The organism is Paenalkalicoccus suaedae, from assembly GCF_006965545.2.
GTDB lineage: Bacteria > Bacillota > Bacilli > Bacillales > Salisediminibacteriaceae > Paenalkalicoccus > Paenalkalicoccus suaedae.
The window spans coordinates 965,008-989,770 of sequence record NZ_CP041372.2; the positions used below are offsets into that span (position 1 = coordinate 965,008).

A 24,763-nucleotide genomic window follows, 5' to 3' on the forward strand; every position below is an offset into this window, starting at 1 on the left:
AGTCGACTGTCGTCTTCTCCTAAGCGCCTTCCTGTGGGACCCTAAAAAACCTCCTGCTCCCATGGATTGTCTTCAGGTGTCCTTCGGGTCTGCCAGCTCTACGAGCAGGTTACGCTAATTTATTTAAAGGTAACGTTGGTTTCAAACCATACGAACCTTAATTGACTTTTTTGTGTATAACAAAGAGAGGCTTCCCAATGCTGGGAGCCTCTCTTTCTTTAATATAAATAATTTAATAGTTTGTCTATACCAAAAGGCATTATCAATGCAATGAGTAATCCGGTTACTATAAAGGTTGTTAAAAGAGATTTTTGTTTAGAGACTGTAATTTCATGTTTATAGCGAGCTGTTTTTAAAGCTTTGTTTAAGTAATAAATCGTTTGGAAAATAATAATAGCGCAAAATATGCTACCTAATATAAGTAACATGAAATCGAACCTCCTCCATATTTTAAGTATGTTATTTTGAATAATTGTGCGCTTTACTCCTATAGGCTTAGTTTAGCATAATAGGGAACTGGTATTGGGATTTATTTACAGGTATAATGACATGAAATAGTTTATCTGCAATTAATTGATACAGGCTCTTTTTAAAAAACCATCTTTTAAAGGGGTCTACTTGATCAATAAAGTTCCTATTTGGTTTTGGATTAGTCTGGTCTCATTCTGTGTTTTACAATGGGCGTTAGTCCCTTTTCTAGCTGCAATAACAGAATCGGCGCGAGATGTTATTACTGGAGTTTTTATCTTCTCGTTCGTTGTATATCCCCTTTTTACTATAGTGATGCTATGGACATTAAAAAAGAAGAAAAATTTAAGTCCATCAGAAATGCTTGTTCCAATTCTTGCCTTGTTAATTCCTCTCTTACTTTATGTGCCTATCTTCACTACAATGTAATTCGAGTAAGAAAGTTTGCTAGCCCCAGATGTTTCATTTAGTAAAAAGGTAATTTCATATCTATAATTAGCCCTCGATGACTTTAACAGGAGTTAACGAGGGTTTTGCATAGAATTGACTAAATATCAACATTTCTATCTCAACCTAAAATACTACAAAGGAAATTTTAAAATTACCAATCTCTCTCTTTAAAGGGACTTCAAAAAAGCCGTCACCATTCTTTATAATTCCATATTATTTAAATCAAACGCAGAGTTGGCAGACCCGAAGGACATTCGGAGACAATCCATAGGGGAAAGAGGTCTTTGAGATCCCACAGGAGGCGCTAAGGGGAAGGCGACAGCCGCACCCTGCCGACGAGGAAGCTCAAAGACCGGCCCTATGGATGTCGGAGAGTGTCTGGAGGGCTGACAACTCGGAGAGCAGGTTTAAACTAGTTATCACTTAATTAATCTAGCTCGAAGAGCTAGGCACTTGAACTAAACTAGTCGACACTTTAGCAATTTAGCTCGGAGAGCTAAGGCACTTGAATTAACTAGCTGGCAATTCATTAATTTAGCTCGAAGAGCTAACGCACTTTCACTAAAAAAGTGACGAAAATGTGAAAATCTCAAATTTATTTTCATTTTTTTTAATGAATAGATATGTCTATATAGCGAAGAAAACGTTTAAATTCGATCAATATATGCATATTTATTCATTTGAACTTAAACTATGCAAATTTCTGAATGTTCTTTCTATAAAAATGTGTTATGATTCTGCTTGTGCCTTAGAAAAGGTGCTGTAACGGCGAATGGGAAGCAATACAAAAATGTATATGAATGTATAACGAACGAAAAAAGCGCGGAGGTGACAAACATGGAATTTGCACTCACGGGAGCTACATTATTTTGGCTCTTTGTTCCAATGCCATTATTAGTTGTGTTATCAATCATCACGTACTTTACTGAGAGGAGAGCTTAACTTTGGAAACTGCAACGTTAATTACGTTTATCGTTTACCTTGTAGGGATGCTAGCAATCGGACTCGTCGCCTACAAGATGACAAGTAACTTATCCGATTATGTATTAGGTGGCCGCCGCCTTGGCGGAAGTGTAGCAGCATTAAGTGCTGGTGCATCAGACATGAGTAGTTGGCTATTACTAGGTTTACCAGGTGCGATGTACGCAGGTGGTATGTCGGAAATTTGGTTAGCTGTAGGTCTTGCTGTTGGTGCCTATTTAAACTGGCAGTTTATTGCATCCCGCCTTCGTATGTATACGGAGATTGCTGGGGATTCCATTACGTTACCGGACTTTTTCGAAAATCGATTCAATGATACATCAAAGGTATTACGAATTGTATCTGCACTTGTTATTTTAGTATTCTTTGCTTTCTACACGTCTTCAGGACTTGTAGGTGGCGCCATTTTATTTGAAAGTTCATTCGGACTTTCGTACACATCAGCACTATGGATCGGTGCGGCTGTTATTATCTCGTACACGTTCCTTGGAGGATTCCTTGCTGTATCATGGACGGACTTTGCGCAAGGTATTCTCATGTTCTTAGCATTAATTATTGTCCCTGTAGTTGCGATTATGGAAATGGGTGGCTGGAACGATACGGTGCAACGTGTTGGAGAAATTGATCCAGCGTACCTTGACGTATTTGCTGGTACATCTGCAATCGGAATTATTTCTCTATTAGCATGGGGACTAGGTTACTTCGGTCAGCCACACATCGTGGCACGTTTTATGGCTGTTAAGTCGAAGGCTGAAATTCCAAAGGCACGCCTAGTTGGTATGTCTTGGATGGTATTTGCCCTGTTTGGTGCGATCTTCACAGGTTTTGTCGGTATCGCTTATTTCGCTGGTGCGCCGCTAGAAAACTCAGAGACTGTCTTTATTGATTTCACACAGATTCTCTTTAATCCAGTTGTATCTGGTTTCTTACTAGCAGCTATTTTAGCAGCGATTATGAGTACGATTGATTCTCAGTTACTCGTATCATCTAGTGCATTAACAGAGGACTTCTACAAGGCGTTATTCCGTAAGAATGCGTCACAAAAAGAGCTTGTATTAGTTGGTCGTCTTGGCGTTGTTGCGATTGCGTTATTCGCGATTTTCCTCGCATATAATCCTGAATCCTCGGTATTAGAGCTTGTAGGATATGCGTGGGCTGGCTTTGGTGCTGCGTTTGGACCAGTCGTGATTCTTGCGCTGTTCTGGAAACGCATGACGAAGTGGGGCGCTTTAGCTGGTATGATCGTTGGTGGAGCGACAGTTATGCTATGGGGCTTCCTACCAGAAACGTTTGCTCTAGCTGCACTATATGAGCTAGTACCAGGCTTCATCTTTGCTTGGATCGCAGTATATGTTGTATCACTTGCTTCTGGTGCGCCAGAAAAGACAGTGACAGATACGTTTGATAAGTTTAAAGAAAGCCTATAAATAGCGGTGAGCGTCCCTTTTAAAGGGGCGCTTTTTTCATGAGAAGATGAACGCAGTATTGATGAACGTAAACGCACGCACTATTAATAAACAAGTGACACGCTAAAGAAGAGAAACGACGTGCAATACGCAGAAAGTATTAAGTAGCGACGCGCAATATCGAAGAAACGACACGCAAATTGCCGAAATTACGAACATCGGACACGCTCGTCCAAAAGCAGTCTGTTAAAGTGTTACGCCACAAAGAACCCCACGTGGTTTCTCACCGGGGAAAAATAGTTGTCTTTAGGACGCGGACAATTGCCTATACAGGACTTATTTGCTATCATCAAACGTATGTGAATTACATGAGGAGGCGCAGTTTATGGAGCGGATTACGAAGGAGCAAGTGAAGTATGTGGCGGATCTTGCGCGTTTAGAGTTTAAGGAAGAGGAGATTGGGAAGTTTGGGGAGCAGCTAGATAAAATTATCATGGCTGTGGAGCAATTGAATGAGGTCTCAACAGAGAATGTGGAGCCGACTTCGCACGTGATTGATGTGCGTAATGTGCTGCGCGAGGATGAAGTGAAGCCTTCGCTTACGAATGAGGAAGTTTTAAAGAATGCACCGGATGATCAGGACGGTCAAATTAAAGTGCCGTCTGTATTAGAATAGGAGGCTTACATCATGGAATGGATGGATTATTCGCTGAAGGAACTCCAGCAGCGTTTACATAATAAGGAGACGACGGTTACGTCTCTAGTGGAGCAGGCTTTTGCTCGTATTGAAGAGGTAGATGAAGAGGTTGGGGCGTTTTTAACGCTTAATAAAGAAGCTGCGTTAGATAAAGCGAAGCAGCTTGATGAGAAGCTTGAGCGTGGCGAAGTAGACGCTAGTAAAGCGCTATTCGGCATGCCGATCGGTGTAAAAGATAATATCGTGACGAAGGGACTCCGTACAACGTGTGCGAGTCAGCTACTAGCAAACTTTATTCCGATGCATGATGCGACGGTTGTGGAGAAGCTTGTAGAGGCTGAAACGATTACTGTCGGGAAAGTAAACATGGATGAGTTTGCGATGGGGTCGTCGAACGAAAATTCTAGCTTTAAAACGGTGAAGAACCCATGGGACTTTTCACGCGTACCAGGCGGATCTAGCGGTGGCTCTGCTGCTGCTGTTGCAGCTGGCGAAGTACCGTTTACGCTTGGATCCGATACTGGTGGATCTATTCGTCAGCCTGCGGCGTACTGTGGCGTCGTTGGATTAAAGCCGACGTACGGTCGTGTGTCTCGATTTGGACTTGTTGCGTTTGCATCGTCATTAGACCAAATTGGCCCGATTACACGTTCAGTGGAAGACAATGCGTTTTTACTACAGGAGCTTGCTGGTCATGATAACCGTGACTCGACTTCTGCTAACGTGGATGTACCAAAATATTTACATGCGTTAACGGGTGACGTAAAAGGTCTTAAAATTGGTGTGCCGAAAGAGTACTTGAGCGACGGTGTTAGTGAAGGCGTTCGCGAAAAGATTCAAGAGGCTTTAGATAAGTTAGTGGAGCTTGGCGCAACGTATGAGGAAGTGTCACTTCCGCACTCTAAATATGCGCTTGCCACGTACTATCTACTCGCATCCTCGGAGGCGTCTGCGAACCTAGCTCGTTTTGACGGAATTCGTTACGGCGTGCGTAAAGAAGATGATAACCTCATCGAGACGTACCGTAAATCCCGTACGGATGGCTTTGGTGAAGAGGTGAAGCGTCGTATCATGCTTGGAACATTCGCGCTCAGCACGGGCTATTACGATGCCTACTATAAAAAGGCGCAGCGCGTTCGTACGCTGATTAAGCAGGATTTTGAGGATCTGTTTATCCAGTACGATGTGCTGATTGGTCCTACTGCTCCAACTACTGCCTTTAAGATTGGCGAAAATCTAGACGATCCGTTGACAATGTATGCAAACGATATTTTAACAATCCCAGTTAACCTTGCAGGTGTGCCAGCAATTAGCGTGCCGTGTGGGCTTGTTGATGGACTACCAGTTGGTCTTCAGATCATTGGTCGTCACTTTGATGAGCAAATGGTATACCGCGTTGCACACGCCTTTGAGCAAGCAACAGATCACCATAAACAAACGCCAAATCTGGGAGGAACAACAGCATGAGCTATGAAACGGTCATCGGACTTGAAGTCCACGTCGAATTAAAAACGAAGTCAAAAATCTTTTGTGGCTGTTCCACAGAGTTTGGTGCACCACCAAATACACATACATGTCCTATTTGTTTAGGGCATCCTGGTGTCCTGCCGGTATTAAATAAGCAGGCGCTAGAATTTGCGATTAAGGCGTCTTTAGCGCTTAACTGTGAAGTAGCGGACATGACAAAGTTTGATCGTAAAAACTATTTTTATCCGGACAACCCAAAGGCGTATCAAATTTCTCAATTTGACCGTCCGGTAGGGGAGAATGGCTATATTGATATTGAGGTTGGTGGCGAGAAGAAGCGCATTGGTATTACACGTCTTCACCTAGAGGAAGATGCTGGTAAGCTGACTCACGCAGATGGAGAAGGCTATTCTCTTGTCGACTACAACCGCGTAGGTACGCCACTCGTTGAGATCGTATCAGAGCCAGACATCCGTACACCTGAAGAGGCGTATGCGTATTTAGAAAAGCTAAAGGCCATCATCCAGTATACAGAGGTATCTGACTGTAAGATGGAGGAAGGTTCGTTACGCTGTGATGCCAACATTTCGATTCGTCCAAAGGGACAGAAGGAATTTGGTACGAAGACGGAGCTTAAAAACTTAAACTCGTTCCAGCACGTGCAAAAGGGTCTTGAGCACGAAGAGAAGCGCCAAGAAGAAGTGCTGACTGGTGGCGGAACAATCGGTCAAGAAACACGTCGTTGGGATGATAGCGCGAAGAAGACGATTTTAATGCGTGTGAAGGAAGGCTCTGACGACTATCGTTACTTCCCAGATCCAGACTTAATGAACATTTACATTGAGCAGGATTGGAAGGATCGTTTACAAGCAGAGATTCCAGAGCTTCCTGATGCTCGTAAGAAGCGCTATGTGAGTCACTATAAGCTTCCTGAGTACGACGCAGCCGTATTGACTGCGCAAAAAGCGATGAGCGATTACTTCGAGCGCGCGATTGAAGCGGACGGCCCAGCGAAGCAGGTTTCTAACTGGCTTATGGGTGAAGTGAGTGCGTACTTGAATCAAGAGGGCAAGGAAATCACGGAGATTCCGATGACTCCTGAAGCGCTTGTTGGCATGATCAAGCTGATTGAGAAGGGGACGATCTCTTCTAAGATTGCGAAAAAAGTGTTTAAAGAGCTTGTTGAAAACGGCGGAGACGCGGAGCAAATCGTGAAGGATAAAGGTCTCGTGCAAATTAGCGACGAGGGTGCAATTCGCGATATGGTAAACGAGGCGCTTGACGGAAGCCCTCAGTCGATTGAAGATTACAAGAACGGGAAGGACAAGGCAATTGGGTTCTTCGTTGGTCAGGTGATGAAGGCGTCGAAGGGGAAGGCGAATCCGCAGGTTGTGAATCAGCTGTTGATGGAAGAGATTCAGAAGAGGTAAGTTCGGAAGGTCAAGGGCGGAAGGTCAAATGCGTAAGATCAAGAGATTAAGGTCAAGGGCGGAACCTCTCGGTTCCCCTACGCTTTTTGGCGGACGCTTTCAGGAGGAGCTTACTCAACTATTTCTGGCGCTTGAAGAGCGCCAGAAAGGATTTTCGTTGCGCGAAAGAGCCCTCCTCGAGTCGCCACCAAACGCTCCGGGGAACCGAGAGGCGCTTTACATTTATAGGTGACTTTCTCCCTTTCTGTAAGGGAAGGGATTGAAAAGATGGGATCAGGCTACGTGGCCTGATCTTTTTTTGTTTGGGGGAGGTTTTGATCGATGAGAAATGTTGAGGTTATCCGTTCGTTGGGGTAGGTAAACCGTTCACGAGGTGAAGTTATCCTTATTAGATAAAAAAGCGAAGTTGCTATGTGCTACCGCCGCGTGGATGGTCTTGATAAGTGGCAGTTGGGCAATGGATGTGTCCACTGGTGGTGGACTGTGTATGAGTAGCAGACGCTGTAGCTGAAGTTGGACTCATTATTGGAGAAGTTGAACACACTTTGCTGAAATGAAGAAGAAGTTAAACACATTATTGGAGAACGTGAACACATTTCCTCAAAATACAGGAGAAGATGAACAAACGACAAAATAACGGAGCGTACTTCGGCAATATGTTGAAGAAGTTACGCGCATTCACTATTCTATAACATGAACGCACCCTTAAACAGAGTAGCTTAGCTACTCTGTTTAAGTTTATTAAGAGCGTTTTTATAGGCATCATCTAAGGCTTTTTGTTCCTCGCTCGTTAGTGGGGTGTTGCTATAGCGGACTTTGTCTAATGTGTGATAAACGCGTTTGACGTCGTCTAAATGCTCGGGTAGCTCCTTGACCCAGTAGGATGGGGGCATCGCTTCAGGGCGCTCGTAGCCGTGCTTTGCGAGTAGCTGTTCCAATTTTCTTCCCTTTCTCATATGTCGAGTCTGGGCTTTTTTCTTACGTGGCGAAACGACCCTCTCTAAAGGTGCTTCTTCAATAATAATCGCCTCGGCGGAAGGGTCTCTGTACGCATCTAAGGAGCGCTTCTTTAAATATTTCAGCTGAAGCCATAGCGTAGCGCCAATAACTAAGACAAGCACAATAATAGCGTAAGGGGCTATTTCTCGTGTGAGTGATTGCCCTACTGGAGCGGGCGTTGGCTCAGCTAACTCTTCTACAGGTTCCGCTTCTTCTTCGATAACTTCGAGCTCAGTCGATAAGAAGCCAACCATATCATCTAGCAGAGGCTCTGACATGGTTTCTCCCAGACTACCGATTAGTGGAGATAGGAAGGGGATGAAAGAGAGCGTGCTGAGTGTTAGGACGCCGAATAGTGCTGCTGTCCCAACGCTTAAAAGGAAAGCAGGGAGGACAGAGCGGATATAGCTTGTTGGGACGGTGATGATATAGCTAATGAGAAGGACGCACGATACTGTAAGCCAGGCGAGTGGTCCTGCTACAACCCCGAGAAGTAGCGTTGGGATGGCTAAAAAGAGCAGGCCACCTAACGAGAAGATCGGGATAGTTAAATAAATAGGGCGGATCATGGAAATCGCTAAAAAGATGATGCCGACAATGGCTCCAAAAAGAGGCTGTGTGATGACAAGGATAACAGACCACGTGATTAGTAGGATGATCCATAGTTTACGCATAGCGCTTCCCACCTTTCGTCACCGAGGTAGGGACGTGCCCAATGACAGTAATAGCGCGATCGTGAGGTAGCTCTTCCAAAAGCAATCGCACGGAATAAAGCCGACTACCGAAGCGCAAATGAGCGAGTGCGCGCATGATCTCAGTAAAATGACGATTGCCAGCGTTTGGTGGAATGTGAACGTAGCGGTATCGACCAGCATCATCATTGATATACACCTCAAACACCTTGCCAGCTTGCGTCCAGGTGTGGGCAATGCTCGCAGTCTCCTCGATCAAGTCTTCGGCTATATTCGACCAGCCACTTGGGCTCGTCTCGTTATGAAGACTCAACACAAGCGTCGCGATTGGAGCTTCAGTCGGAGGTGGCTTCCTAACCACAAGGCGATTTTTCGCGGCAAGCTCTTTCCAAAAGATATCCTTAATGGCATCGCCGTTCTCATAATCCTTCGTCATCACCTTCTCCTCAAACGGATCATAGGCCCTAACCTCCGCCGCGGCTTTACTCGTATTTTGAGAAACAACGAGAGGGCTGTGTCTAGGAAAAATGTAGACGGGAATCGCCGGTGATAAATGAATGGTTGGCTTTGATGCATACAAACCGCCGATCGACTCAACCTTGATCTCTTGACCGACGATATACGTATGACCACGCTCAAGACCAGTAATCGGCAGCTTCCAGTTCGCTTGCTTCCTAGCGTGCATCGTCACGTCGTGCTTGAGCTTTGATAGCGCGACGCTCTCTTTACCAGTAGAGAGGAGAACGTCGATCTCTCGAATATGAAAGGAGAAGTAGCTTGCGTTGCGAAGTCTAAATGATAAGACGGCACTCTCTCCTCGTAGCATATCTACCTCGGTGGATTGTGCAAAAAAGCTCGTGTGCTTAATTGCGTAATATAGGAAAATTTTGGACACGACCATATAAAAAAGGATTATAAGGCTTGCTAGCGTCACATAAAAATCGAGCATGAGAATACCTAGTAAGAGCATAATGGCACCAATAATACCAAAGGCTTTGCCAATCGGTGTTACTAGGAGCTCAGGCTGCGACTGATCGAGTGAATAACTAGTTGATGGTAATTGGGACGCTGTTTTTTGCACGCTCCACCACGTCCTTTTGGTTTGACGTGAGTCGCCCTTGGAGCTGAATGCGGTGAGCCAGCACGTGCTCTGCTAGGAGAAAGACGTCTTCAGGGAGTACATAGCTTCTGCCGTGCACAGCGGCACGTGCCTGAGCAGCTCGAAGTAGAGCTAGTGCGGCTCGTGGTCCAACGTCGTGAGCTGTCTCTTCTTGCTCCTTCAAGCTTGCTAAAATAGCGAGTAAGTATGTATCGATTTCTTCACTGACCGAAACGCGGGTCACTTCTTCCTGTAGCTTTTGAAGTTCAGCTAGTGTGAGAACGGCTTTAACTGGCTCCTCGGGTTGTCTGCTTTGACGTAAAATGTCGCGTTTATGGTCTTCTGAAAGCTCCTCCAACGAGAGTTTCATCAAAAAGCGGTCTAATTGAGCGTGAGGTAAGGCGAAGGTGCCTTGGTTTTGGTCAACGGGATTTTGTGTTGCTAGGACAAAGAAGGTCTCAGGCAAAGGCATGGTGTGTCCATCGATGGTAACCTGGCGCTCGGCCATAGCCTCGAGTAGTCCGGCCTGAGCTCTTGGAGAGGCGCGATTGATCTCGTCAAATAGCAGGACAGAGTTAAAGATTGGTCCTTTTCTAAAGTCGAACGTTGTTGTTTGCTGATTGTAATAATAAAAGCCGGTGACGTCTGATGGTGTGACGTCAGAGGTGCCTTGGACGCGTCCAAATTCTGCGCCGAGGACGGTAGCTAATAATTTAGCGAGCTCGGATTTACCTGTCCCTGGTAGATCGTCTAAAAGGACATGGCCTTTTGCTAATATGCTGATCCATAAGAGTTCAATTGTGTCGTTTCGACCGACAAGTCGCTTCCCAATTTCCTGTTGAATGCCGTGTAAATACTGCTCGTGCTGCATGCGTGATTCCCCCTATATATGTAAATAAGTCTCCTGTAAGTATAGAATATTCGGTGTTTTCTTGCAATATCTGTAAGAGTTTAACGAGTATTTACTGAGTTAGTGTTTAAAGCGGAGTATTTAGGAGCATGTTTGTGAGTAACTACACATAGCCACGACGAACGGGGATAGCCGTAGTTAGCCATGTAATAGTCGCGATCAGGCGGTTTTACTAGGATCGTGAGGCTTGTTATAATCAAACTCGTGTGTAAGTGAGGAGGCACGGAATGTCATTTTTAACGAGATTTTTACTGCTGACAGTAGCAGTGTTAGTAGCAATAACAGGTGTTATCGCATTACTTGTACAAACGACTTCGGCCATTATGGGTGCAGAAGTTATTATAGAATCATGGACGGCTCTTTTAGCGTTCTCGGCAGCGGTTGTACTATGGATCATTCCGGTTCAACTGATTGATTGGCTCAAACTCGTCCGAGTACAGCGACGTCCTTTACGGATCATGTATCCTTACTTGATCACGCTTATTCACGTGACTGCATTCGCGCTTTATATCGTGACAATGACAAACGTTATGAGTGACGTGTTCTTTTCTAACGTCGGATTAGGAGTATTCACGCTAGCTATCATCATGCTCGCACGCTATGCGTATGTTCAACTAGCCCGTTCGGTGAGAAAATATAAGGAACCGCGTGTGCAGGTTGTGGAAGAGTAAGGTTTGTAGGGGAATTGGTAGTGGTGAAGGAACGATTGAGATAGTTGTGGAGAAATTCGCGCAATGAAGAGCTAGATTCACGCGATGGGGAATTAAACTCGCGCGATTGGACGGGAAATGTGCGCGGTTTAAAAAGAGATACGCAGTGTATGGAGAAATACGCGCAATGGAGTACAGGATTCACGCAATGGGAATGAAAACTCGCGCGATTGGACGGGAAATGTGCGCGTTTTAAAAAAAGATACGCAGTGTATGGAGAAATTCGCGCAGTGAGGTACGAGATATACGCGATGGGGATGTAAACTCGCGCGATTGGACGGGAAATGTGCGCGTTTTAAAAAGAGATACGCAGTGTATGGAGAAATACGCGCAATAAAGTACTGGATTCACGCAATGGGAATGAAAACTCGCGCGATTGGACGAGAAATGTGCGCGTTTTTAAAAGAGGTACGCAATGTGTGGAGAGATTTACGCAATGAGGAGCTAATTTCATGCGATGAGGGTTAAAGCTCGCGCATTCAAGCAGTAGATATGCGCACTAAAATTAACTTGGTTTAATACAAACCAAAAATTAATGTGAATAAAACCCAACTATCAAAAAGAGGGCTGGATTTAACATCCAGCCCTCTTTTCTATATGTACGATTTAAGCTCCATCACACCGGAAGCTCCAGTTTACGACGAAGAGTTCTCGTGAGACAAGGGGGGTTCCTCCGGCTTCACGGCAAAGCTCCGTAGCGTCTTGAATGCTGCTTTCATTAAGGCCTACAAAGAATAGACAAATTACCGTCATAGACAGCATCATGATGAGAGCAAGGCGTTGTTTAGTCGATGACATCATGATCCTCTCCTTACTTGTTGATTACGTTTTACAAGTTCATTTTACAAGATGACCTTAGGTGAGACAATTCGAATTTTCGAAAAAAAATAAAAATCGCCGAAAGACCTAGAATACAAGAGCTTGAGAGAGCAAAATAGTCATAATTCGTTCATAATATTAATATCTGAATATTTACAATACAAAGATAATGGTGTATCTTTAATTCTACGCAGACACACTGCGACGATCCGATGAAAGGGGTTTTGCGATAAGAGCGTGCTTTTTACCACAAAATCTTTTTTAAGGAGGGAATCTTACCTGCATGTTAGATGATTGGATAGAATAGCGGTCCTTTGTTAACATATGTTAAACAAAGGACCGCTTTCATGTGTCTAATGGTCAAGATAATTCTCTCAGGACAAAAGACGTGGTATACTAAACAGGCGATTATGGAAAACGTTGGAGGATGTTAACAATGAAAAAAGCCCGACTAATTTACAATCCGTCCTCAGGACGAGAGCATGTTAAAAAGCATTTGCCACTTATTTTAGAGACGTTAGAAAAGGCTGGCTATGAAGCGTCTGCGCACGCAACAACGGGACCGGACTGTGCCAAAAATGCAGCTGCTCTTGCTTGTGAGCGAGGCTTTGATTTAATTATTGCAGCCGGAGGAGACGGTACGATTCATGAGGTTGTAAATGGTATGGCAGAACAGGAGAATCGTCCACTACTAGGACTGCTACCTGGAGGTACGACAAATGATTTTGCACGAGCGCTACATATTCCAAAAAACATTGAAGAGGCAGTGCAAACTCTTGTACAGGGTCAAATTCGCGCCGTGGATGTCGGCAAAGTTGGTCCTAAGTACTTTATAAATATAGCTGGAGCTGGTACTCTCACGGAGCTTACCTACGAAGTCCCAAGCAAGCTTAAAACAATGATGGGGCAAATCGCGTATTACGTGAAAGGCTTTGAGAAGCTACCTCGTATTAAGCCAACTGACGTCACGATCGAATATGATGGTAAGTGGTTTGAGGGAGAAGTGATGCTGTTTTTAGTATCCAATACAAATTCGGTGGGTGGCTTCGAGAAGCTTGCTCCAGATGCCTATTTAAACGATGGTCTTTTTGATTTGATCATTTTGAAGAAAACAAATTTAGCAGATGTCGTGCGTCTAACAGGTGCAGCTATGCGCGGTGAGCATTTAAAGGACGATAACGTCATTTATGCACAAGCAAATCGCATTAAAATTAAGGCGAAGAGCGAATTAATGCTTAACCTTGATGGAGAAAATGGAGGTGCACTTGACCAGGAGTTTGTCTGTCTTCACAATCATATTGATATGATCGTACCAGATAAAAAGCTAAATCTGTTTCAAGAACTATATTAGGAATGAGTAGAAGCCTCGACAGATGTAGGGGCTTTTTGTTTTGGATGTGCTACGCACGGCAAACCAAAAAAGCACCTCCCCTCTCTTTTCATATTCAGAGAGGGTGGAGGTGCTTGTTGTGACTGACTAACGAGATGCGGTCACTTTTTAATCAACATGCCTGCTTGTTCGGACATGGCGGTGGACAGTGCTTCAATGGTTGCTGCATCGTAGGATTCCTCTGGTCCGTAAACAACGTTAAAGATCGTTTTGTACGAGTAGCCTGTCTTGCATGCAAGCCTTAGCATAGAGCTTTCCTTCCCGTTAATGACGGACCGTAGCTGCTCGACCGTACGGATATGATCAGTCAACATCGCTCACTCCTTTACTAAAATAAATAGATTGCTCCCCCATTATAAGGGAGCTCCTACTATTATATGCAATTCGTGTTAGCTAATCTTTCATACAAACTTTCGCCTTTTTTTGGAAAAATGAATCCTATTGGATCACTCAGTCGTAGCTATATGTATAAGGGAGGCGAGGCAACGTGGAGAAACCAGTATTACAAGTAAAAGAACTGACAAAACGAGTTTCAGGAATGAAAAAAATTGTGGATGACGTTTCTTTTGAAGTGAACAAGGGAGAAATCGTTGGCCTACTCGGACCGAACGGTGCCGGTAAGACAACGATTATCCGTATGATTGGTGGATTAATTAATAAAACGAATGGTTCGGTCATTATAAATGGACAGGATGCAGACCGCGATCCAGAGGCGTGTCGCGAAGAGATCGGAGCGATCGTCGAAAATCCATCCTTTTATGATTTTATGAGCGGCTACAAAAATCTGCAGCAGTATGCGAGACTCTCGCGTGAGACGATCACGAAGGAGCGTATAGATGAAGTGGTGGCGCTCGTAAAATTGGAAAATGCAATCAAGGATAAGGTAAGAAAGTACAGTCTCGGAATGAAGCAACGACTAGGTGTGGCACAGGCCATTTTACATAAGCCATCTCTATTAATATTAGATGAACCGACGAATGGTCTTGATCCTAAAGGTATTCGTGAGCTTCGTGATTATCTTCGAGAAATGGCAAACGAAGGGACGGCTGTCCTTGTCTCGTCTCACCTGCTGTCAGAGATGCAACTCATGTGTGACCGATTTATTGTCGTCGAGCACGGTAAGCTTATTGACTCCACTGTTTTGTCCGATCAATCGGTGGAGGAAGTGTCTACCCATGTTTCTATCCAGATCAGTCAGGAGCAGCAGAAGCTTGCGGTGGCGGCGATTGAGGAGCTTGAGGTTGCGGAGCTGGTGCGTGCAGAGAAGGCGATGCTGACGGTGAGTTTACCTTACGACAGCATTCCAAAGCTGAATGAGTTTTTAGTTGGTAAGGGTGTGCGGATTTTTGGGCTCCAGTCTCAGAAGGAGTCGCTTGAGGATCGCTTCCTTGCCTTGACGGCTGAAAAAACGGCAGGGGGGTCAGCACAATGAATTTAGTACAAAACGAATGGATTAAGCTTTGGGCAAAGAAGCAAACGTGGGTGTTTTTTATCTTGATTATTGTTGGAAGTATTGCCGTTGTCCCTGGGTATCAATTTGTCGTAGCGCAAATCGACTTAGGGATGGAGCTTTCGGCGTTTACGGTTTTAAATGATGTTGTGCTCGTCATAGCCTCTGTCATTACGCTGTTTAGTGTAGTCGTGGCAAGCTCGATTGTCTCCTCTGAGATGGATCAGGGAACGATGAAGCATTTACTCATTCGTCCATTCTCGAGGTGGAAGATCCTTGCTTCTAAATTTGTAACGACGGTTGCGTTTGCTATCGTGTTACTTGTCTCGATGGTCGCGACGATATTCGTGACGAGCGCTTTGTTATATGGTGTAGGTGATGCTAGTGCTCCTGCAAATGATCTCTTTGGCATGGGTATGGGCGGTGGTCTTGCGGATGGTAGCACAATCGGCGAATCGATTCTTATGCAGCTTGGGCTGTACTCGTTAAATTTGCTTGTATTTATCATCTTTTCTTTCTCGATTTCGATTCTCTTTAAGAGTCAGACATTAGCGGTCGGAATCGGTATCTTTTTATTATTCGGTGCAAGTATGAGTCAAGCATTCTCGATGTTACTAGGCGATTACGCGTGGTATCGTTACATCGTATTCCCGCACATGAGTCTTCACAGCTATGTGTCGATGGATGAGATTGTACCAGGAGCTACGCTTGCTTTCTCCATTGCTATCCTCGGAGTGTATTCAGCCGTTATTTTTGCAGCGGCGTTTACGCTCTTCCAAAAGCGGGATCTCGTTTGATTATGTTTTACGCAGCCTTCGTCGATGCGAGGGCTGTTTTTTTGCGTGGAGGAAACGAAGGTGGGGTGCGGTTATCAGGATTGGTGGGGTGGTAATGGCGGTGTGGGGATGGTAATGAAAAAATGGTGAGAGGTTATGACATTTTGGCAGGAGGTTATGACAGAATGGAGGGCAGTTATGACAATGTGGCGATAGGTTATGACAAAATGGGGGACGGTTATGACAATGTGGCAAGAAGTTATGACAAATTGTAATAGTTTTATACTGTCTGGTTTTTACGGCTGGCAGTTGGGCAATTGAAGGTTGGTTTAACTGAATTTATAATAAGTAGCTGACTAAGTAACGGGATTAGCCTTTTTTAATAGAGTTAAACACGTGGAATAAGCTCAGTTATCCGGAAATGAGGAGCAGTTATCACAGAACCAAGCTCAGTTATCCGGAAACGTGGAGCAGTTATCACAGAACCAGGTTCAGTTATCCGGAAAAGAGGTCCAGTTATCACAGAACCAAGCTCAGTTATCCGGAAATGAGGAGCAGTTATCACAGAACCAAGTTCAGTTATCCGGAAATGAGGAGCAGTTATCACAGAACCAGGTTCAGTTATCCGGAAATGAGGAGCAGTTATCACAGAACCAGGTTCAGTTATCTGGAAAAGAGGTCCAGTTATCACAGAACCAAGCTCAGTTATCCGGAAATGAGGAGCAGTTATCACAAAATCAGGTTCAGTTATCCGGAAACGTGGAGCAGTTATCACAGAACCAAGCTCAGTTATCCGGAAATGAGGAGCAGTTATCACAAAATCCACTTCAGTTATCACAAAACCGCCTACAGTAATCACAACGCCCCAAAATATTCCTCTCCACTAACGACCGTTCCCCCTCAAACACCTACCATTTAACCTAAGCAACCACCAATCAAAAACCATTTCTTATACGCATTTACCTATTTGCTCAATGTTTCACAAAATAGACACAGCTACTTTGTTCACTACTTCACAAACTATACTATACTAGAACTATAGAAGAGCTGGTCACGATTCCCAAGCACATGAACGGCTTTTCTACATAAAAACAATCTAAAAATAATAAGGAGGAATGGATCATGTTTATGAACATTTTACGCAACAACCGTATTGTCGCAGGGGTATTATTATTTATCCGATTGTATGTAGGGTGGGCGTGGCTCACAGCTGGTTTTGGAAAAGTAACGGGTGGATTTGATGCAAGTGGGTACTTGGCAGGAACGGTCGCAAACGAAGCGGTGATGACACAGTATCCGACGTATCACGCATTTATTGAGAGCATCGCGTTACCGAACGCTGGTATATTCAGCTTCATGGTTGCTTGGGGAGAGTTACTAGTAGGGCTTGGCTTGATTTTAGGGATATTCACAACGGCAGCTGCATTCTTTGGAATTACGATGAACTTCGCATTCCTGTTTGCAGGAACAATAAGCACGAATCCACTGTTAGTGCTACTCACCATTTTCATCCTAGCGGCGGGTGCGAACGCAGGGCGATTCGGCGGGGACCGCTATATCATCCCTTACCTACGCGTGCATGTGCTTGGGCGCGACTGGATTCAAAAGAGATTTCACACAAATACAGCACACTAATTAGACAGAAACAACGTAAAAAACTTAAACCACATAAAAAAGGATTCCGAACAGAGTCGGAATCCTTTTTACATGATTAAATGCCTGAACCAAGATTTTTCTTTGCATCGTATTCTTTTTTCGCATTACGTAAATAGTAAACGAAGGCTGCTCCGCGCATGATGCCTTCGAAGTTTTTCGCGTCTACGTAATCTGTACCAGCGTCAGCTTTGCTAGCGCGATTCGCTGTGTAGTGCGCTAATGAAGAAGTTAAACTATGAGCGGCTTGACCAGTATCATGAATGATCGTAAATAGTGGATTGAGCTTTGCGATTTTATCATTAACATCCACAAGTGTTTCGTTTGTGTTATACAAAATAACCGTTGTCTCACTTGTAATTTCGCCTAAGCTCTTATTTAATGTGCTCACGGTCTCGGCCGTGTTATCCAGCGTTTTTGCTAAGTTAACAAACACCGGGCGTAAAAAGATGACAGCTAAAAGTAGTGCGATTGCGATGACTAAAACTCCAATTCCTAACCAATCCATATGTATCACCTCGTCTAATTATTGTTGGTAACGGTTGACCTCATCCACAAGGCCTGCAATCCATTCTCCGATCATCGGGAGATTAACAACTTGCGCTATGATAAGTGCGAAAATCGCCAAAAACACAGCAGTCCCTAATGTTAGTCCTACACCTCGCGCCATACCAGCGATGAAGTTGGACTTAATGATCTGCTTCGTATCGGTAAAGTTGAAGGCCATGTCCTTCAATCGACCTTTTGTGGTGATCTCCTCTAGCTTGTCCAAAAGCTGCTCAAAACGTTCATTTTCATCGTGACGTTTTTCGTCGCCTCGCGTTTTTGAGGGAATTTTTCGTTTTTCCTGGTCCTTTGTTAGCGGCATTCACTTGCACTCCCTCCGTAATAACTGGTTTGCCATTCGTTTACCCTTCTATCTTTCATTGTAAACCAATCCCAACAACAATCAACTACTAAAATGCATCATTCGACCCACCACCTCTTTTTTCAGAAAATAGTGTCGAAACTTTTGCTTACTGTGACTATCCTGGCTAAAAAAGGGAAGGAAATAATTAGATAAAAGCTACGAAATCAGTCCCGATGCAGAGGCTCAAAGGAGGTTTCTCAAATATGAAATTATGCTAATTAAAAAGTTTACAAATGTTTAAGTTGTTGCTATAGTAAGTCGTGGGAACACGCATGAAAGTAAAAAAGAAAGCGTTATATTAACGCAAGGAGTGTTAATCATGAATATTTTGTGGGGATTAATGGGGATCGCGATTGTAGTTGGTATCGGTATCCTGTTATCTACAGATCGGAAGGCAATTAAGCCACGAACTATTTTAGCAGGTTTAGCATTACAAATCACGTTTGCCTTTTTAGTACTAGTATCTGATGTCGGACGAGCAGCTTTGCAAGGGCTTACGAATGTTGTAAATAGCATTGTTGGATTTACAGACGAAGGGATCAACTTCCTCTTCGGCGGACTTTTTGAAGCAGAAGGCATTGGTATGGTCTTCGCCTTTCAAGTATTAACCGTTGTTATTTTCTTCTCTTCTTTAATTTCAGTTTTATACTACTTAGGAATTATGCAGTGGATTGTTCGATTAATTGGTGGAGCTTTAGCAAAACTTTTAGGCACAAGCCGCACAGAGTCGTTGTCAGCTGCCGCTAACATTTTTGTCGGACAAACGGAAGCACCGCTTGTCGTTAAACCGTTCTTAAATCACATGACGCGCTCCGAGTTGTTTGCCGTTATGACTGGTGGTCTGGCATCCGTAGCAGGTTCCGTTTTGATCGGCTACTCGCTACTTGGCGTTCCGCTTGAATACTTACTCGCAGCAAGCTTTATGGCCGCTCCGTCAGGACTTGTCATGGCCAAGCTGATGCTACCTGAAACAGAGCATGATAAAACGTCTGATAAGCTCGATATTGAGATGGAGGACGACAAAGAGTCGTTTAACGTGATCGACGCAGCTGCACGTGGTGCCTCAACTGGTATGACGCTCGCACTAAATATCGCAGCAATGCTCCTTGCGTTTATTGCAATTATTGCGTTACTTAATGGAATTCTCGGTGCCGTTCAATCTGGAGTAAATGGTTTAGTTGATTTTATTCCTGGCATTGATTTCACGCTTTCTGGCTTTACGTTAGAAAATATATTTGGCTTTATCTTTGCGCCACTTGCCTTTGCAATTGGTGTACCGTGGGGAGAAGCTGTTCAAGCTGGTTCCTTTATCGGACAAAAGCTTATTTTAAACGAGTTTGTTGCGTACTCTAACTTCGCTCCAGTCATTGGAGATCTAAGTGAGAAAACGGCATTAATTATTACATTTGCACTTTGTGGCTTCGCAAACGTATCCTCTCTAGGTATACTTTTAGGAGGACTAGGAAAGCTTGCACCAAATCGCCGTCAGGATATTGCACAGCTAGGTATTCGAGCTGTTGCAGCGGGGATGCTCGCTTCGCTCTTAAACGCAGCGATCGCAGGAATGTTCTTTATTTAACACCCAACTTTAAGGAGATGATTGTATGGCAATTGCACAAATGATCGACCACACACAGTTAAAAGCAGAAACATCGGTAGAACAAATCGAAAAGCTTTGTAACGAAGCGAAAGAATTCCAGTTTGCATCGGTATGTGTAAATCCAACACATGTGAAGCTTGCAGCTGAACGCCTTCAAGGAAGTGGCGTAGACGTTTGTACGGTAATCGGCTTCCCACTCGGAGCTAACACTCCAGAAGTGAAAGCATTCGAAACAACAAATGCGATCGAAAACGGTGCTACAGAAGTAGATATGGTTTTAAATATTGGTGCACTAAAGGACGGTAACCTAGAGCTAGTCGAGCGCGATATGCGCGCTGTTCAAGAAGCTGCTCAAGGCAAAGCGTTAACAAAGGTTATTTTAGAAACTTGTCTATTAACAGATCAGGAAAAAGTAACGGCTTGTGAAATTGCTGTAAAAGTAGGTCTAGACTTCGTAAAGACTTCTACAGGATTTTCGTTCGGCGCAGCAACGGTTGAAGATGTCAAGCTCATGCGCGAAACAGTTGGCGACCAAGCTGGCGTGAAAGCATCAGGCGGCGTACGTAGCCTAGCTGACGCACAAGCAATGATCGAAGCAGGCGCAACACGTATCGGCGCAAGCGCAGGCGTACAAATCGTCCAAGGCGAAACATCAACAGACAGCTATTAATAGGGATAGATCATTACGGAGCAGGGACTGACTTTTATAGTTGGTCTCTGTTTTTTTTGTGGAAGTTGAAATAAAAACAAATAGTACCTGTTGTGCAAACGGAGGAGAGAACGGTGATTTCTGAAGGTGATTTAAACGTCGGAGATAAGTGATGCCACGGCTTTTATGTTTGATGCATTGGATGGGTGAATTGGTGCATACACGTAACCGCTCTCATTTACCCACCTTTTTTCCTATTCAACCATCCCAATCTGTTATGGTACACTAGCATCAAAGGAGGTGCCTATACCATGACAAATAGACAAGCGCTACTTTATTGGGTGATTGCTGTACCAGTTTTAGCTCTGGTGGCACTCATCTTAATGGATCAGATGGTTGTTGGAAATGCTGCACATACAGCAGGATTTTATGTTGCCTATTTAACATTATTTGCTGTCGTTGCATCTGTAAGCGGTTTCTTCCTATGTCGGAAAATTCGCGCGTGAAAAAACGTTTATGAGAATGTAATTGATTCGTTCAATTATATTGCTCATAAGCGTTTTTTTCATTAAACTGAGTGTAAGCGTTAACCATACTAGAATAACGCACTCAAGCTCCTCACATTCACTTGATTTTCCTCAAATAATGTGAAATAATGGGTGTAATTATGAAAAATAGTTCATTAAAGAGTTTACATAAGTTTATTAGTAGGGGCGATTCACCATGACAAAGGACAAGCTCTCGCGCGTTGTTAAAGTCGCAAAAATGTACTACCAGTTAGATTATAGCCAGCAAACGATCGCCAAGGAACTAGGCATATCACGACCATCAGTGTCGCGGCTGTTACATGCGGCAAAGGAGAAGGGGATCGTAAAGATAACGATCGTTGATCCAGATGAAGGAGTGGCGGAGCTCGCCGATGTCATCAAAGCTCGATTCGGACTGAAGGAATGCATTATCGCAGATGCGCCGGTCAACGAGAACCAGGTGATTAAGGAAGAGCTAGGCCGCAAAGCTGCGGAGTACTTACATGGAATCGTGAAGGATGGCGATATCATCGGGACGACGTGGGGGACAACGCTTTACGAAGTGGCTCGACACATGCAACCGAAAAGCATCCACAACGTCACGGTAACGCAGCTCAATGGAGGCGTCAGCTACTCGGAGACAAACACGTACGCAGCCGAAATTCTTCATTTTCTCGGCAATGCCTTTCATACATCGCCATACTTTTTACCACTACCAGCCGTAGTCGATCATCTCGTCGTGAAGCAGGCAATCGTTTCTGACCGACACATCCGGCACGTGCTCGAGCTAGGCAAAAAGGCAACAATCGCGCTCCTAACCGTAGGCGAACGCCACGAGGATTCTGCACTGGTTAAGGCAAATTATTATACCGAAGAAGATAAACATGTGCTCAAAAGTCGTCAGGCAGTCGGAGACATTTGCTCGCGCATGATCACAATCGACGGAGACATTTGCGATGCCGATATTAACGACCGCACGATCGGAATCGAGCTCGAGTCCCTGCGCGATATCGATCACAGCATCCTCGTTGTCGGCGGCTTAACCAAAGTCGAGGGCATTCTAGGCGCCCTGCACGGAGGCTATGCCAACGTGCTCATCATCGACCAATACGCCGCCCAAGCACTAGCAGATATGGGAGCTAATTAGCCCTTCCTGGGGAGAAAATAGGGAGAACGGACGTCTATGTAGGCGTTCGTTTTTTGTTTATATGGCTTTAAGTTAAATTTGAACTTCATAAAATAAGATGATACAATTTACCAAAAATAACCTATAGATTGAGGGAGGCATGCACCATGGCGACAATTTTATCGACTGCTGCATTACTTGCCATCTTTTATATCGCGTTGAAGGTATCTTCGTTACATGAGGACGTGCGCAATCTACACTACAAACTCGACAGACTGATGAGAGAGCAACATGTAGAAGAGGTTGACCACGATTTGAACGTAAAGCTTAAGGAGCTTAAAGAAAATCAAAGCTCCGTAAAAGCCGTTAAGGCATTACGAGAAGAAACAGGTCTTTCGTTGATTGAGGCCAAACAATACGTAGATAAACTCTAAGAGAGACGCTAATTGGCGTCTCTTTTGTGTTGATAGCACATGTCAAAGCTACCTTTCATTACATAGCTTTTGCATGCTCGCCCGCGCTCGTCGTAAATATCACCCCGAACATCAAGCGTGACACTCCTATTGACGCCTTTGTCATAATAATCCTCATTCGTCACTTGAAGTACGTGGTCACCGACCCAATCTAACGATACACGAGAGTTAGCGAGCGCGTAGTATATCACAGACGTCTCCTCCGCGGACGAATTTGTCACTTCAACAACAACGCTGACTGCACCAGCTGCTCCGCCTAGGGATTCCGTGTATGCAATGGCTACATACGTTTCATCTGGAGAAACAATCGGCCAAGTAACCTCCTCCATATTTCCACGGCTGATAGAATCAAAGGTAAACATGTACTCAAAATACCAATAAGAACAAATCATGATTAACAAAGAGCTAAGCGTCGCAATAAGAATGCGCCTAGGAAAACGACGAGTAACAGCAAAGCGAACGCCGAAGGCTCCGAACAACATAATCGCACTAATTCCAGATAAAAGAGCTATAAACATAGACAAATTAAATCAACCCCCCACTATTCAAAACCACCCTCATTATACAAAAATACCCATCTAATAAAAAGGAACAGAAAATATAAAGTAACCAATGTAAGAGAAGCCAAAAACAGAAAAATAGTAGTCGATATCCGGATAATGGAATACCGAAAACGGATAATGAAGCGGCATATCCGGATAGTGGGACACGAAAAACGGATAATGAAGCGGCATATCCGGATAATGGGACACGAAAAACGGATAATGAAGCGGCATATCTGGATAATGGGACACGAAAAACGGATAATGAAGCAGCGTATCCGGATAATGGAACACCGAAAACGGATAATGAAGCGCCCTATCCGGATAATGGAACACTAAAAACGGATAATCGAGCAACATTTCCGGATAATCACCGCAAGCACCACCAATCCACCCCAACCCCACAAAAAAAGAGCCGCACCCACAAGCGGCGCGACTCTCCCAAACTCAGATCCTATTAAACTCAAACCTCAACCAACTGCTTGTACTTCGCTGAAATCGTGCTCGACGATACTGCGTACTTTTCAGCCAACGCTTTTTGAGACTGCGCTAGACTATCATCTAAGTGCTTGCCAGCCCAATACTCAAGAGCTGCGGCATAGGCCTCCGGCTTTTGCACACGCGGACGCTTCTTAGCGACAAACGAGCGCCACTGCAACGCAAGCGGCAAGAATGCCTGCTCCTGCTTCTCACGCACAAGCGCCAAAATTGCCTCGTCATGCTCCGCACGCTCAAGCTCCGTGCCATTCATCACTAATAGACTCAGTAAATGAAGCGCGTGACCAAAATAGTCCGTCAAGAACGACTGCGTATCATCGGACTCCGCCGTCAACGCATGCCACTCCGCAATAAACGCCTCCGCAAGCTTAGGAGGAAGCGAAATCGCATCATTACCAAGCGCAGGACCAGCTGGCGTAGCATACAAATAACCCACCAAATACTGCCCAGACTCAATCGCCTGCGACACAGGCGTCTTCTCGATCGTCTGCGCCTTACCTGACAACTCATCGCGAAGCGCTAAATACTCCGCATCCGAATGCGGCACGTAAAAAATACGTGGCGCAAGATCATCCCACGCCGCCAAAAATTCTTGGAATGGCGCCGAATATTCCTTACGATTTTCTTGGAGAAACCTCGCTAGAACTGTCTCCCCATTTTGCTCAACGGGGCGATTAAATAAAATCCAGTGGAAGTACAGCTGAGAGAACGCCCTCGCATCTGCGACAGGTAACCGTTCAAAGACATCTGTTTTCTCCTCATAGGCAGGTTTAATCGTTTCATCATACTGCTTACTAAAATCAAATATTTTAGGAATGAGCTCATTAAAGTCTCGAGTATCCTTTAAATCAAACTTTGATTTTACTTCTAATTTCTTTAAACAACACTTCTTATATTTCTTTCCGCTACCACATGGGCACGGGTCGTTTCGTTTTAACGTTGCCACTTCTATTCACCTCATTAAAAATACGCACTCCGCTCTTTATCATACCAGTGATTGACGATTTTTTAAATAGAAAGAGTGTGGTACAATTACGTGAT

26 protein-coding genes are annotated in these 24,763 nt (G+C 44.4%); 15 read left to right on the forward strand and 11 right to left on the reverse strand.

All coding sequences use genetic code 11. The annotated features are described in order from the left end of the window. Nucleotides 1-218: 218 nt before the first annotated feature. Nucleotides 219-428: a hypothetical protein gene (locus FLK61_RS05355; RefSeq protein ID WP_176008480.1), complete on the reverse strand. Its 210-nt coding sequence runs from the start codon at nt 426-428 to the stop codon at nt 219-221. Between the two features lie 1,434 nt (nt 429-1,862). Between FLK61_RS05355 and putP the strand changes: the two genes are divergently transcribed. The 4 genes from putP (at nt 1,863) to gatB (ending at nt 6,899) form a co-directional block, all read left to right on the forward strand. Further along, nucleotides 1,863-3,326, forward strand: coding sequence for a sodium/proline symporter PutP (putP, locus tag FLK61_RS05360; RefSeq protein ID WP_176008481.1), 1,464 nt, complete (start codon nt 1,863-1,865; stop codon nt 3,324-3,326). 364 nt (nt 3,327-3,690) lie between these two features. Beyond that, complete coding sequence (gene gatC / locus FLK61_RS05365; RefSeq protein WP_176008482.1) at nt 3,691-3,981, forward strand: Asp-tRNA(Asn)/Glu-tRNA(Gln) amidotransferase subunit GatC; 291 nt, start codon at nt 3,691-3,693, stop codon at nt 3,979-3,981. Between the two features lie 12 nt (nt 3,982-3,993). Then, nucleotides 3,994-5,469, forward strand: coding sequence for an Asp-tRNA(Asn)/Glu-tRNA(Gln) amidotransferase subunit GatA (gatA, locus tag FLK61_RS05370; protein ID WP_176008483.1), 1,476 nt, complete (start codon nt 3,994-3,996; stop codon nt 5,467-5,469). Further along, complete coding sequence (gene gatB / locus FLK61_RS05375) at nt 5,466-6,899, forward strand: Asp-tRNA(Asn)/Glu-tRNA(Gln) amidotransferase subunit GatB (protein ID WP_176008484.1); 1,434 nt, start codon at nt 5,466-5,468, stop codon at nt 6,897-6,899. The genes gatA and gatB overlap by 4 nt, the downstream gene beginning before the upstream one ends. Before the next feature lie 719 nt (nt 6,900-7,618). Here gatB and FLK61_RS05380 read toward each other — a convergent pair. Genes FLK61_RS05380 through FLK61_RS05390 form a run of 3 tightly spaced genes read right to left on the reverse strand, consistent with a single transcriptional unit; the run spans nt 7,619 to nt 10,560 of the window. Then, complete coding sequence (locus tag FLK61_RS05380) at nt 7,619-8,572, reverse strand: DUF4129 domain-containing protein (protein WP_176008485.1); 954 nt, start codon at nt 8,570-8,572, stop codon at nt 7,619-7,621. After that, complete coding sequence (locus FLK61_RS05385; RefSeq protein ID WP_176008486.1) at nt 8,565-9,671, reverse strand: DUF58 domain-containing protein; 1,107 nt, start codon at nt 9,669-9,671, stop codon at nt 8,565-8,567. The genes FLK61_RS05380 and FLK61_RS05385 overlap by 8 nt, the downstream gene beginning before the upstream one ends. Beyond that, nucleotides 9,637-10,560 (reverse strand): AAA family ATPase, encoded by a 924-nt coding sequence (locus FLK61_RS05390; protein WP_176008487.1) that lies wholly within the window; start codon nt 10,558-10,560, stop codon nt 9,637-9,639. The genes FLK61_RS05385 and FLK61_RS05390 overlap by 35 nt, the downstream gene beginning before the upstream one ends. Nucleotides 10,561-10,826: 266 nt before the next feature. Between FLK61_RS05390 and FLK61_RS05395 the strand changes: the two genes are divergently transcribed. Then, nucleotides 10,827-11,270, forward strand: coding sequence for a hypothetical protein (locus tag FLK61_RS05395; protein WP_176008488.1), 444 nt, complete (start codon nt 10,827-10,829; stop codon nt 11,268-11,270). Between the two features lie 645 nt (nt 11,271-11,915). On the opposite strand, the gene FLK61_RS05400 is transcribed toward FLK61_RS05395, so the two are convergent. Further along, complete coding sequence (locus tag FLK61_RS05400; RefSeq protein WP_176008489.1) at nt 11,916-12,110, reverse strand: hypothetical protein; 195 nt, start codon at nt 12,108-12,110, stop codon at nt 11,916-11,918. A gap of 454 nt (nt 12,111-12,564) precedes the next feature. Here FLK61_RS05400 and FLK61_RS05405 point away from each other — a divergent pair, with 454 nt between their 5' ends. Then, nucleotides 12,565-13,479 (forward strand): diacylglycerol kinase, encoded by a 915-nt coding sequence (locus FLK61_RS05405; RefSeq protein ID WP_176008490.1) that lies wholly within the window; start codon nt 12,565-12,567, stop codon nt 13,477-13,479. Nucleotides 13,480-13,619: 140 nt separating this feature from the next. On the opposite strand, the gene FLK61_RS05410 is transcribed toward FLK61_RS05405, so the two are convergent. Beyond that, nucleotides 13,620-13,832 (reverse strand): hypothetical protein, encoded by a 213-nt coding sequence (locus tag FLK61_RS05410; RefSeq protein WP_176008491.1) that lies wholly within the window; start codon nt 13,830-13,832, stop codon nt 13,620-13,622. A gap of 173 nt (nt 13,833-14,005) precedes the next feature. Here FLK61_RS05410 and FLK61_RS05415 point away from each other — a divergent pair, with 173 nt between their 5' ends. The 4 genes from FLK61_RS05415 to FLK61_RS05430 all read left to right on the forward strand — a co-directional run bounded on the left by FLK61_RS05415 (nt 14,006) and on the right by FLK61_RS05430 (nt 17,379). Continuing rightward, entirely contained in the window at nt 14,006-14,950 is a 945-nt protein-coding gene (locus tag FLK61_RS05415; RefSeq protein ID WP_176008492.1) for an ABC transporter ATP-binding protein, read from the forward strand. After that, the gene (locus FLK61_RS05420) at nt 14,947-15,765 is read left to right on the forward strand and encodes an ABC transporter permease (protein WP_176008493.1); all 819 of its coding nucleotides are present in this window, start codon (nt 14,947-14,949) and stop codon (nt 15,763-15,765) included. The genes FLK61_RS05415 and FLK61_RS05420 overlap by 4 nt, the downstream gene beginning before the upstream one ends. Nucleotides 15,766-16,209: 444 nt before the next feature. Then, a complete protein-coding gene (locus FLK61_RS05425; protein ID WP_176008494.1) occupies nt 16,210-16,599 on the forward strand; it encodes a hypothetical protein in 390 nt (129 codons plus the stop codon). 267 nt (nt 16,600-16,866) lie between these two features. Beyond that, nucleotides 16,867-17,379 (forward strand): DoxX family membrane protein, encoded by a 513-nt coding sequence (locus FLK61_RS05430; protein WP_176008495.1) that lies wholly within the window; start codon nt 16,867-16,869, stop codon nt 17,377-17,379. A gap of 76 nt (nt 17,380-17,455) precedes the next feature. Here FLK61_RS05430 and FLK61_RS05435 read toward each other — a convergent pair whose 3' ends face one another. Further along, the gene (locus tag FLK61_RS05435; protein WP_176008496.1) at nt 17,456-17,905 is read right to left on the reverse strand and encodes a DUF948 domain-containing protein; all 450 of its coding nucleotides are present in this window, start codon (nt 17,903-17,905) and stop codon (nt 17,456-17,458) included. 18 nt (nt 17,906-17,923) lie between these two features. Beyond that, nucleotides 17,924-18,265 carry a DUF5665 domain-containing protein gene (locus FLK61_RS05440; RefSeq protein WP_176008497.1) on the reverse strand — a complete coding sequence of 114 codons (342 nt, stop codon included), beginning with the start codon at nt 18,263-18,265 and terminating at the stop codon, nt 17,924-17,926. A 361-nt stretch (nt 18,266-18,626) separates the two neighbouring features. Between FLK61_RS05440 and FLK61_RS05445 the strand changes: the two genes are divergently transcribed. The 5 genes from FLK61_RS05445 to FLK61_RS05465 all read left to right on the forward strand — a co-directional run bounded on the left by FLK61_RS05445 (nt 18,627) and on the right by FLK61_RS05465 (nt 22,643). After that, a complete protein-coding gene (locus FLK61_RS05445) occupies nt 18,627-19,886 on the forward strand; it encodes a NupC/NupG family nucleoside CNT transporter (protein WP_176008498.1) in 1,260 nt (419 codons plus the stop codon). Between the two features lie 25 nt (nt 19,887-19,911). Further along, complete coding sequence (gene deoC, locus FLK61_RS05450) at nt 19,912-20,577, forward strand: deoxyribose-phosphate aldolase (protein WP_176008499.1); 666 nt, start codon at nt 19,912-19,914, stop codon at nt 20,575-20,577. A 290-nt stretch (nt 20,578-20,867) separates the two neighbouring features. After that, nucleotides 20,868-21,062, forward strand: a complete 195-nt coding sequence (locus tag FLK61_RS05455) for a hypothetical protein (protein WP_176008500.1) — start codon at nt 20,868-20,870, stop codon at nt 21,060-21,062. A gap of 217 nt (nt 21,063-21,279) precedes the next feature. Next, nucleotides 21,280-22,230 carry a DNA-binding transcriptional repressor DeoR gene (gene deoR, locus FLK61_RS05460; RefSeq protein WP_176008501.1) on the forward strand — a complete coding sequence of 317 codons (951 nt, stop codon included), beginning with the start codon at nt 21,280-21,282 and terminating at the stop codon, nt 22,228-22,230. 146 nt (nt 22,231-22,376) lie between these two features. Further along, a complete protein-coding gene (locus FLK61_RS05465) occupies nt 22,377-22,643 on the forward strand; it encodes a hypothetical protein (protein ID WP_176008502.1) in 267 nt (88 codons plus the stop codon). An 8-nt stretch (nt 22,644-22,651) separates the two neighbouring features. Here the strand turns inward: FLK61_RS05465 and FLK61_RS05470 are convergent, their stop codons facing one another. The 3 genes from FLK61_RS05470 to FLK61_RS05480 form a co-directional block, all read right to left on the reverse strand. Next, entirely contained in the window at nt 22,652-23,200 is a 549-nt protein-coding gene (locus tag FLK61_RS05470; RefSeq protein WP_249777725.1) for a DUF5412 family protein, read from the reverse strand. A 60-nt stretch (nt 23,201-23,260) separates the two neighbouring features. Continuing rightward, nucleotides 23,261-23,623, reverse strand: a complete 363-nt coding sequence (locus tag FLK61_RS05475) for a hypothetical protein (RefSeq protein ID WP_176008504.1) — start codon at nt 23,621-23,623, stop codon at nt 23,261-23,263. A gap of 64 nt (nt 23,624-23,687) precedes the next feature. Further along, nucleotides 23,688-24,668: an SEC-C domain-containing protein gene (locus FLK61_RS05480; protein WP_176008505.1), complete on the reverse strand. Its 981-nt coding sequence runs from the start codon at nt 24,666-24,668 to the stop codon at nt 23,688-23,690. Nucleotides 24,669-24,763 lie beyond the last annotated feature (95 nt).

What these genes read in the sequence shown, in the direction of transcription:
- FLK61_RS05355 (WP_176008480.1), bottom strand. Translation starts at nt 428, where the DNA reads ATGTTACTTATATTAGGTAGCATATTTTGCGCTATTATTATTTTCCAA.
- gatC (WP_176008482.1), top strand. Translation starts at nt 3,691, where the DNA reads ATGGAGCGGATTACGAAGGAGCAAGTGAAGTATGTGGCGGATCTTGCG.
- gatA (WP_176008483.1), top strand. Translation starts at nt 3,994, where the DNA reads ATGGAATGGATGGATTATTCGCTGAAGGAACTCCAGCAGCGTTTACAT.
- gatB (WP_176008484.1), top strand. Translation starts at nt 5,466, where the DNA reads ATGAGCTATGAAACGGTCATCGGACTTGAAGTCCACGTCGAATTAAAA.
- FLK61_RS05380 (WP_176008485.1), bottom strand. Translation starts at nt 8,572, where the DNA reads ATGCGTAAACTATGGATCATCCTACTAATCACGTGGTCTGTTATCCTT.
- FLK61_RS05390 (WP_176008487.1), bottom strand. Translation starts at nt 10,560, where the DNA reads ATGCAGCACGAGCAGTATTTACACGGCATTCAACAGGAAATTGGGAAG.
- FLK61_RS05395 (WP_176008488.1), top strand. Translation starts at nt 10,827, where the DNA reads ATGTCATTTTTAACGAGATTTTTACTGCTGACAGTAGCAGTGTTAGTA.
- FLK61_RS05400 (WP_176008489.1), bottom strand. Translation starts at nt 12,110, where the DNA reads ATGATGTCATCGACTAAACAACGCCTTGCTCTCATCATGATGCTGTCT.
- FLK61_RS05405 (WP_176008490.1), top strand. Translation starts at nt 12,565, where the DNA reads ATGAAAAAAGCCCGACTAATTTACAATCCGTCCTCAGGACGAGAGCAT.
- FLK61_RS05410 (WP_176008491.1), bottom strand. Translation starts at nt 13,832, where the DNA reads ATGTTGACTGATCATATCCGTACGGTCGAGCAGCTACGGTCCGTCATT.
- FLK61_RS05420 (WP_176008493.1), top strand. Translation starts at nt 14,947, where the DNA reads ATGAATTTAGTACAAAACGAATGGATTAAGCTTTGGGCAAAGAAGCAA.
- FLK61_RS05430 (WP_176008495.1), top strand. Translation starts at nt 16,867, where the DNA reads ATGTTTATGAACATTTTACGCAACAACCGTATTGTCGCAGGGGTATTA.
- FLK61_RS05435 (WP_176008496.1), bottom strand. Translation starts at nt 17,905, where the DNA reads ATGGATTGGTTAGGAATTGGAGTTTTAGTCATCGCAATCGCACTACTT.
- FLK61_RS05440 (WP_176008497.1), bottom strand. Translation starts at nt 18,265, where the DNA reads ATGCCGCTAACAAAGGACCAGGAAAAACGAAAAATTCCCTCAAAAACG.
- FLK61_RS05445 (WP_176008498.1), top strand. Translation starts at nt 18,627, where the DNA reads ATGAATATTTTGTGGGGATTAATGGGGATCGCGATTGTAGTTGGTATC.
- deoC (WP_176008499.1), top strand. Translation starts at nt 19,912, where the DNA reads ATGGCAATTGCACAAATGATCGACCACACACAGTTAAAAGCAGAAACA.
- FLK61_RS05455 (WP_176008500.1), top strand. Translation starts at nt 20,868, where the DNA reads ATGACAAATAGACAAGCGCTACTTTATTGGGTGATTGCTGTACCAGTT.
- deoR (WP_176008501.1), top strand. Translation starts at nt 21,280, where the DNA reads ATGACAAAGGACAAGCTCTCGCGCGTTGTTAAAGTCGCAAAAATGTAC.
- FLK61_RS05465 (WP_176008502.1), top strand. Translation starts at nt 22,377, where the DNA reads ATGGCGACAATTTTATCGACTGCTGCATTACTTGCCATCTTTTATATC.
- FLK61_RS05470 (WP_249777725.1), bottom strand. Translation starts at nt 23,200, where the DNA reads ATGTTTATAGCTCTTTTATCTGGAATTAGTGCGATTATGTTGTTCGGA.